This window comes from Thermodesulfobacteriota bacterium (assembly GCA_036397855.1).
In the GTDB taxonomy this organism is placed as follows: Bacteria; Desulfobacterota_D; UBA1144; order Nemesobacterales; family CSP1-2; genus DASWID01.
In genome coordinates this window covers 1-7,118 of record DASWID010000027.1, presented here as the reverse complement: position 1 = coordinate 7,118, position 7,118 = coordinate 1, and the positions used below count along the sequence as shown (strand labels likewise).

Sequence of the window (7,118 nt, the reverse complement as noted above, 5' to 3'; positions counted from 1 at the left end):
GCCCTCGGATTCCCTTCACCAAATACAATATTCGTCCTACCGGTATGAAGTTTACACCTCGTGCAATCTCCGATCTCTTCCCTGATCTCTTCAAGGGTTTGCATCTTGGACAAAGAATCAAATATATTCAATTGGATATTTGCGTCAATTGTCGTCTTCGGGCGTATTCTTGTCCTCATTTCATCTTCTTTAATCGATATGTTTTCCACATCTACCTTCTCTGTCTTCGAAATTAAATACTCGAGACCCAGCGCCCTTTGGTATTCTATATATTTTCTCAGGTCTTCCAGTATCCGTTTCAATTCTGTTACCGAACTGATTTGATTCATAATAGACGTTTAATTAAAATATAGCATACCGATGGAATGTTCAATAAAATTATAAAAGTTTCATTCTCATTTCGCCTTAAGAGTGAGCGTTCTAGAATTTGCAAAAACCATAAACAACGGACAACTTCGATACCCAAGTTTATAAGTTCAGCTAAAGATTGCTTCGCTAGAGCCTGTACTGAGCCAGTCGAAGTACTCACAATTGTAGATGTTAGATATTTCGTAGACAAAATTCTCATAATTTCATGAATAGATCTATTTTGATTAGTTCTTTTCAGAATCAAAAGGATTTAAACGGCATTCCAAAAATTGCGTTAAGAAAATCAGGAACGAAGACGTATAAAAAAATTTGCGGGCTGCGGTTGAATTAAATTTTTTAGTCGGAGTGTATGATTTTTAGCAAATTTTTGGGTAGCCTTGATTTTTGCTTCTTTGTATCAAGACAAAGAAGTTAGAGCGAATAAAGAGGAGAATTGAAGAGAATACTTTTAAGGAACTTGTCCCTGAAATATTTGGCTTTTACAACAATGACAGCAAACATTTAGGGACCAATTATCAATCGTGAAGAAAAACTACAATCCACAAAAAATAGAAGAAAAGTGGCAGAAATTTTGGGAAGATAAGAAATTATATGAAGTATCAGAAGACCCTGAAAGAGAGAAGTCTTACGTACTAGAAATGTTTCCCTATCCTTCGGGAAGAATCCATATGGGACACGTGAGAAACTACACGATTGGAGATGTAATAGCACGATACAATCGATCCAAAGGGTTCAATGTATTACATCCCATTGGATGGGATGCATTCGGCCTACCGGCTGAAAACGCAGCGATACAGCATGGAGTACATCCGGCTAAATGGACATACGATAACATAGAGCAGATGAGAGGCCAGCTCAAGAGACTCGGCTTCAGCTATGACTGGAAAAGGGAATTCGCGACATGTGAGCCGTCCTATTACAGATGGGAGCAGATGGTATTTACGAGGATGCTTAAAGGTGGGCTAGCATATAAAAAGAAATCCCTAGTAAACTGGTGTCCATCATGTGAGACGGTCCTTGCGAATGAGCAAGTAGAGGACGGAATCTGCTGGAGGTGTAATTCTCAGGTTCAGTCAAAAGAGATGGATGGCTGGTTTTTTAAAACGACTGATTATGCAGAAGAACTCCTTGGGTCGGGTGAAAATCTAAAAGATGGTTGGCCGGATAAGGTTATTGCCATGCAGAGGAACTGGATTGGAAAGAGCATCGGTGCAGAAGTAGACTTCCCACTCGAAGAACCAATCGATGATGAGAGGAGTTTAAAGATTTTCACGACCCGCGCCGACACACTGTTCGGTGTAACCTTCATGAGCATTGCTCCGGAGCATTCGTTATCCGAAAAATTAGCCAGAGGAAAACCAAACGAAAAGCAAGTCCTTGAGTCCATAGAAAGGATTAAGAAGCAGACAAGCCTCGAAAGGATTTCAGAGGGTGCTAAAAAAGAAGGGATTTTTACCGGCACATACTGCAAGAATCCATTGACAGGGGAACGTATTCCAATCTTCATAGCAAATTTTGTTCTCATTGAATACGGAACCGGAATAATCATGTGTGTACCCGCCCATGACCAGAGGGATTTTGAATTTGCTAAAGAATACGGTTTACCAATAAAGACCGTCATCCAGCCAGAAAATAATGAAGGGGCAATTCATGAATTGCCCCTAAAGACGCAAGAGAAATTGGAAAGCGCATACGAAGAACCCGGAGTCATGGTTAACTCAGGCGAATTCACCGGCCTGCCCTCCGAGACGGGAAAAGAGGAAATTATAAGACACATACAAAACAAAGGAATTGGCAGAGAACAAGTCAATTACAAACTAAAGGATTGGGGTATTTCACGTCAGAGATACTGGGGAGCTCCAATTCCCGTCGTTTATTGCGATTCATGTGGAACTGTTCCTGTTCCCGATGAAGAGCTACCCGTGGAACTACCGCTTGATATAGAATTCACAGGAAAGGGCGGATCTCCGCTCGCTAAACTTGATAGATTTGTCAACACGAAATGTCCCAAGTGCGGTACAGACGCTAAGCGAGAAACGGATACCATGGACACCTTTGTCGAATCCTCATGGTATTTTCTGAGGTATGCTTCCCCTGACTTTGATAAAGGAATGTTCGATCGGGAAAAAGTCACTTACTGGCTTCCTGTTGATCAGTACATAGGTGGCATTGAACACGCGATCCTGCACCTTCTATACGCAAGGTTCTACACAAAGGCCTTGAGAGACATGGGATTTTGCAATTTGGATGAACCATTCTCTCACCTGCTTACTCAAGGAATGGTTTTAAAAGACGGGGCCAAGATGTCAAAGTCCTTCGGAAATATAGTTGACCCGGACGACATGATCGAAAAATTTGGAGCCGATACTGTCCGCGTTTTCATCCTTTTTGCATCACCAGTTCAAAGGGACCTCGACTGGAGCAACGAGGGAATCGAGGGAGCATATCGATTTTTAAACCGCTTGTGGAACCTCGTTCAAACTACGCACCTTGATATAAAGGGAATTAAGGACAAGGAACCGGATTTAGATAAAATCACCAAATCCGCAAGAGAATTACATATCAAGGTTCATAAGACCATTAAAAAAGTAACGGAGGATTTGGAAAGATTTCAATTTAACACCGCTATCGCCGCGATAATGGAACTCCTAAATGCTACCTCTCGATTTGATTGCAAAGAAAAGGATGACCTACCCGTTCTGGCGGAGTCGGTTGAATCCATCGTCAGACTTCTCTACCCCATGGCTCCTCATATTGCGGAAGAGCTATGGGAATCGCTCGGATATGATGAAACACTCGTTGTAAAACCATGGCTGCCCTGGAACAAAGAACTAGTTGAAAGCGCTTCGATAACAATAGTCATTCAGGTGAATGGAAAAGTAAGGAGCCAGGTCTTGATGGATTCAGAATCTACGCAGGAGGAAATGAAACAGGCGGCTTTATCAGATGAAAAGGTGAGAAGCTACATAGCTGGGAAAGAAATCAAAAAGGTTATTGTGGTGCCCAAGAAACTTGTTAATATGGTCATCTAACCATATCATTCAATTCAAAAAAATTTATAAACTTTGTTGACCTTTGATTTGTTTATGGTATTTTGTTGAATTAGTTTAGTAAAGTATAGCAATGATCGGTTAGATAAGTTCACTTAAAGTAGATATTTAAAAAAGTAGCGTTTTAATTTCCCAATTAAAGAACCACTCCACTCTAAGCTGAATGGAGGCTTAAGTTTGTTCAAAGAAAATAAAATATCGAAGGATAATAAACTTTTCACAAAAAAGGTTAAAGCAATAGAGGTAAAAACCAAGAAGACAATTTCTCAATTGCTTTCCGAGATGTCCCAAACTGGTTTTCAGGGCAAGAACCTGGCTAATGTCGTCGAAGTCTTTGAAGAAATGTTAATGGACCGAGACACAACTATTCTTTTTGGTTATGCGGGTTCTTTATCTACAACAGGACAGTGGAAAATAATCAATTGGCTGATAGAAAACAATTATATTGATATACTCGTTCCGACCGGCGCAAATATCTCCGAAGATATAATTGACGCCATGGGATTGGGTTATTGGCAAGGAACCCATTTAGCAGATAATGAGGAACTGTTTAGGGAAGGCTTCAATAGGTACTACGACGTATACGGCGATGAATCTGATTATCTGAAGATGACAGAACTAATAGCGGAATTTATCTTAACCCTTGATGAAGAATATAAATATTCTTCGAGGGAGTTTCTAAACCTTTTTGGAAAATGGCTGGGAGAAAGAGACATCAGGAGTATTGTTACCCTAGCTGCTGAAAACGGAGTCCCAATTTTTTGTCCAGCCATAGCCGACAGCCCCTACGGTGATGCAGCACTCATAGCCAAGAGCAAGGGTTTCACTTTGACCATCGACGCAGTAAAAGATTATATAGAATTCATGGGCTTGGGGGGGAATGTAAAAGATACCGGAGTAATTTATATCGGTGGAGGAGTACCAAAGGATTTTATTCAACTTTTTGCTGTGACCAGCGATCTTCTCTATGAAGATAGAAGAATACCGAACAGAGAACACGGGTTTAACCGGAAAAAAACCGGAAAAGCTGAGACATATTATCCACACAAATACGCCATACAGATAACGACTGATTCGCCTCAATGGGGCGGTTTGTCGGGATGCACGTTCGAAGAGGCGGTCTCTTGGGGTAAGGAATTACCGGATGGAGGATTAGTTCAATGCTATTGTGATGCTACAATAGCTCTTCCTATAGTAACTCACTCACTGGCGGAAAGGGTTAGGCATAAGAGAAGAAAGAGAAATTTCATTAAATTACTAAACAATAAAAAACCCTGAAACCTTCTGGTCAAAAACTATTCTTTGTGTCTTGTTTATTGTCTGATCTGATTTAAATAATATCCTCAAAAAAAGCGCTAAGCTGTCGTGAGACCTTTTCGGGGTCGGAAGAACCAAAAACACTTGTTATAACGGCAATTCCGTCTACACCTGTTTCTAGAATTGAAGCTACATTTTGAGGTGTTATTCCTCCGATTGCAAAAATTGGGATTTTTGGGATAACCCTTCTTGCCTCCTTCAATATTTCAAATGAGGTAGGCTGCCTGTCCGGCTTGGTGGGGGTGAAAAACGGTGTTCCAAAAGCCAAATAATCTGCACCTTCTTCATGAGCTTCTATCCCCCTTTCTATACTGCTATAGCATGAAACCCCAATTATGGCTCTGTTCCCAAGCACCTTCCTCGCTTCGGCGAGGGAGGTATCATGCTGGCCAAGATGAACCCCTTCTGCACCAATATCTCTTGCTAGCTCAGGGTAATCATCGATTATCAACGGCACATTATATCTCCTCGTGAGCTTAAGCAGCTCTTCAGCAAGCCTCAATATGTCTTCGCTTGAGGACTGTTTTTCCCTGAGTTGAACTATCTTGGCACCACCCTTTATTGCCTTTTCGACGGTCTCAACGAATCGATTCCTCGGGATAAGCTTTTCGTCAGTGATGACATACAGGCCTTTAATTTGATATTGCATCTACCACTTCAATCATAACCAATTCAATTAATCTCAACAACAAACTAAGAAAGTACTTGAAATATTTTTCTAAATAATTTACAATGAGCTTTAAAATTTGCTTGTAATTCGGTTAGTTAATAACTCTATCTTAAAGGAGGTAGTATGGAATGAGATGGTATAACTGGAAAACTACTTACATTAACTGGCTAGCAATCTTTTTCCTGTTTACACTCCCTATTTTTTTCAATTCAACAAAGGTAGCAAATGCGGCGGGAGCACAAATTCCCTACTCCTTCTTCCTTGAGCATCCTAACTCTATCACTGGTCTCCGAGCGAATATTGAGTTTATAGATACAGATGACGACGGGTGGCTGGTAATGAACTCATACAGAGGGGATATTAACATTTACCAGAATCTTTTTGGAGTATACGCCAAGTTCCCGTTTGCAGGCGTAACAGATTTTGGACCAGATGATGAGAGTGACTATGACTTCGGTAACTTAAGTATTGGCACAAAATTTGTTGTGCTCAACCTGGATAATGCTGTTCTCACGACTGGTTTTGAGGTTTTCTTTCCCACCGCAAAAAATGGGCTCGGCTCATTCGGCGCACTCGAATATTTCAGAGACGTTGCAGCATTTGCAGACGATGCTTGGACCTTTAAACCATATGCGGCATTTGGTGTAAGTGGAGGAATATTCGCATTCCAGGCAAATCTCGATTTCGACATCCTTACAAATGCTGAAAAGCTCAATACTGTATTCGATACTGGAGGGGATAGCACTCAACTGATTATTAAATACGGAGCTTCCGGAAGCGTTACCCCGGAGCTACCCCTTCCATTCTCTACTAGTTTTATTTTAGAGTTGCTGCTCGCTTCTTCTACAACATTTGACGACAACATAACCGGAGCGTATCTAACGCCTGGCTTAAGGTTCGGAGGACAGATAGTAAGTGTCGGCGCGGGTGTGGAAATTCCATTTGGAAGCAATGAGGTAACCGATTTTGCCAATGTTGGTTTCGTACTTGACCTAGTAATCAGATTCGGTTCGTAGGCTATCTCTTTGATAAACTACTCAGGGGCTGCCTGGTATTCAATTAAGCAAAATCGATAGTGAATCTCCGAGCAATATGCTGCACGATATCAGTACGCAAAAATTTAATCTCTCATCTCACGGCCGTAAAAGCCGGATGTTTCGAGTTCAGAATCTGAAAGTCCGCTATAAAATCGATGAGATGGAAACCTATCGGGACAAGAATGTCCCGACTATCCATAATAAATACCGTCATCAATAACGATAGGCGGGGTTTTCCAACCCCGCACTGATAAAACAGGAAAAAAGATGAGATTGCTTCGGGATAAAACTCCGAAAGACGAAATGGGAGCAAGCCCGAATTCCTACTTACTCCCCGCCAGCACCACGCGCGGACATGACTTGTCGGTATCCAGCCCTTGTTGTCATGCCCGAGGACCTTAATCGGGTATCCATGCGTTTTCTGGATTCCCGCTTACGCTTGTCCCCGAATGACTTTGACGGGGAATCCGCGGGAGCAACTGTGTTGTGAGATTTCTTCGATTTCGGAGTTTATCCTGAGTAAAAAGAAATACGGGAACTAACATCCCACCCAAATTACGGGATGCTTATATTTTTAAAAATTGCTTCCTCTATCGCTCGATAATTATTGGGAAGCTCTACAGGCTTGTTCGCATATTTCGAGACGACTCCTTCAATTTCACCCCTATGATAGCC

General features: G+C 41.5%; 5 protein-coding genes. 3 read left to right on the top strand and 2 right to left on the bottom strand.

Annotated features, from left to right (window positions below):
* Window positions 1-329 (bottom strand): hypothetical protein (locus VGA95_02085; GenBank protein HEX9665325.1); only part of this gene is annotated, 329 nt, incomplete at its 3' end.
* A 561-nt stretch (window positions 330-890) separates the two neighbouring features.
* Between VGA95_02085 and leuS the strand changes: the two genes are divergently transcribed.
* Both leuS and VGA95_02075 read left to right on the top strand, forming a co-directional pair.
* Window positions 891-3,401, top strand: coding sequence for a leucine--tRNA ligase (gene leuS / locus VGA95_02080; protein ID HEX9665324.1), 2,511 nt, complete (start codon window positions 891-893; stop codon window positions 3,399-3,401).
* A 195-nt stretch (window positions 3,402-3,596) separates the two neighbouring features.
* Window positions 3,597-4,697: a deoxyhypusine synthase family protein gene (locus VGA95_02075; protein HEX9665323.1), complete on the top strand. Its 1,101-nt coding sequence runs from the start codon at window positions 3,597-3,599 to the stop codon at window positions 4,695-4,697.
* Between the two features lie 52 nt (window positions 4,698-4,749).
* On the opposite strand, the gene thiE is transcribed toward VGA95_02075, so the two are convergent.
* Window positions 4,750-5,385: a thiamine phosphate synthase gene (thiE, locus tag VGA95_02070; protein ID HEX9665322.1), complete on the bottom strand. Its 636-nt coding sequence runs from the start codon at window positions 5,383-5,385 to the stop codon at window positions 4,750-4,752.
* 149 nt (window positions 5,386-5,534) lie between these two features.
* Between thiE and VGA95_02065 the strand changes: the two genes are divergently transcribed.
* A complete protein-coding gene (locus VGA95_02065) occupies window positions 5,535-6,422 on the top strand; it encodes a hypothetical protein (GenBank protein ID HEX9665321.1) in 888 nt (295 codons plus the stop codon).
* Window positions 6,423-7,118 lie beyond the last annotated feature (696 nt).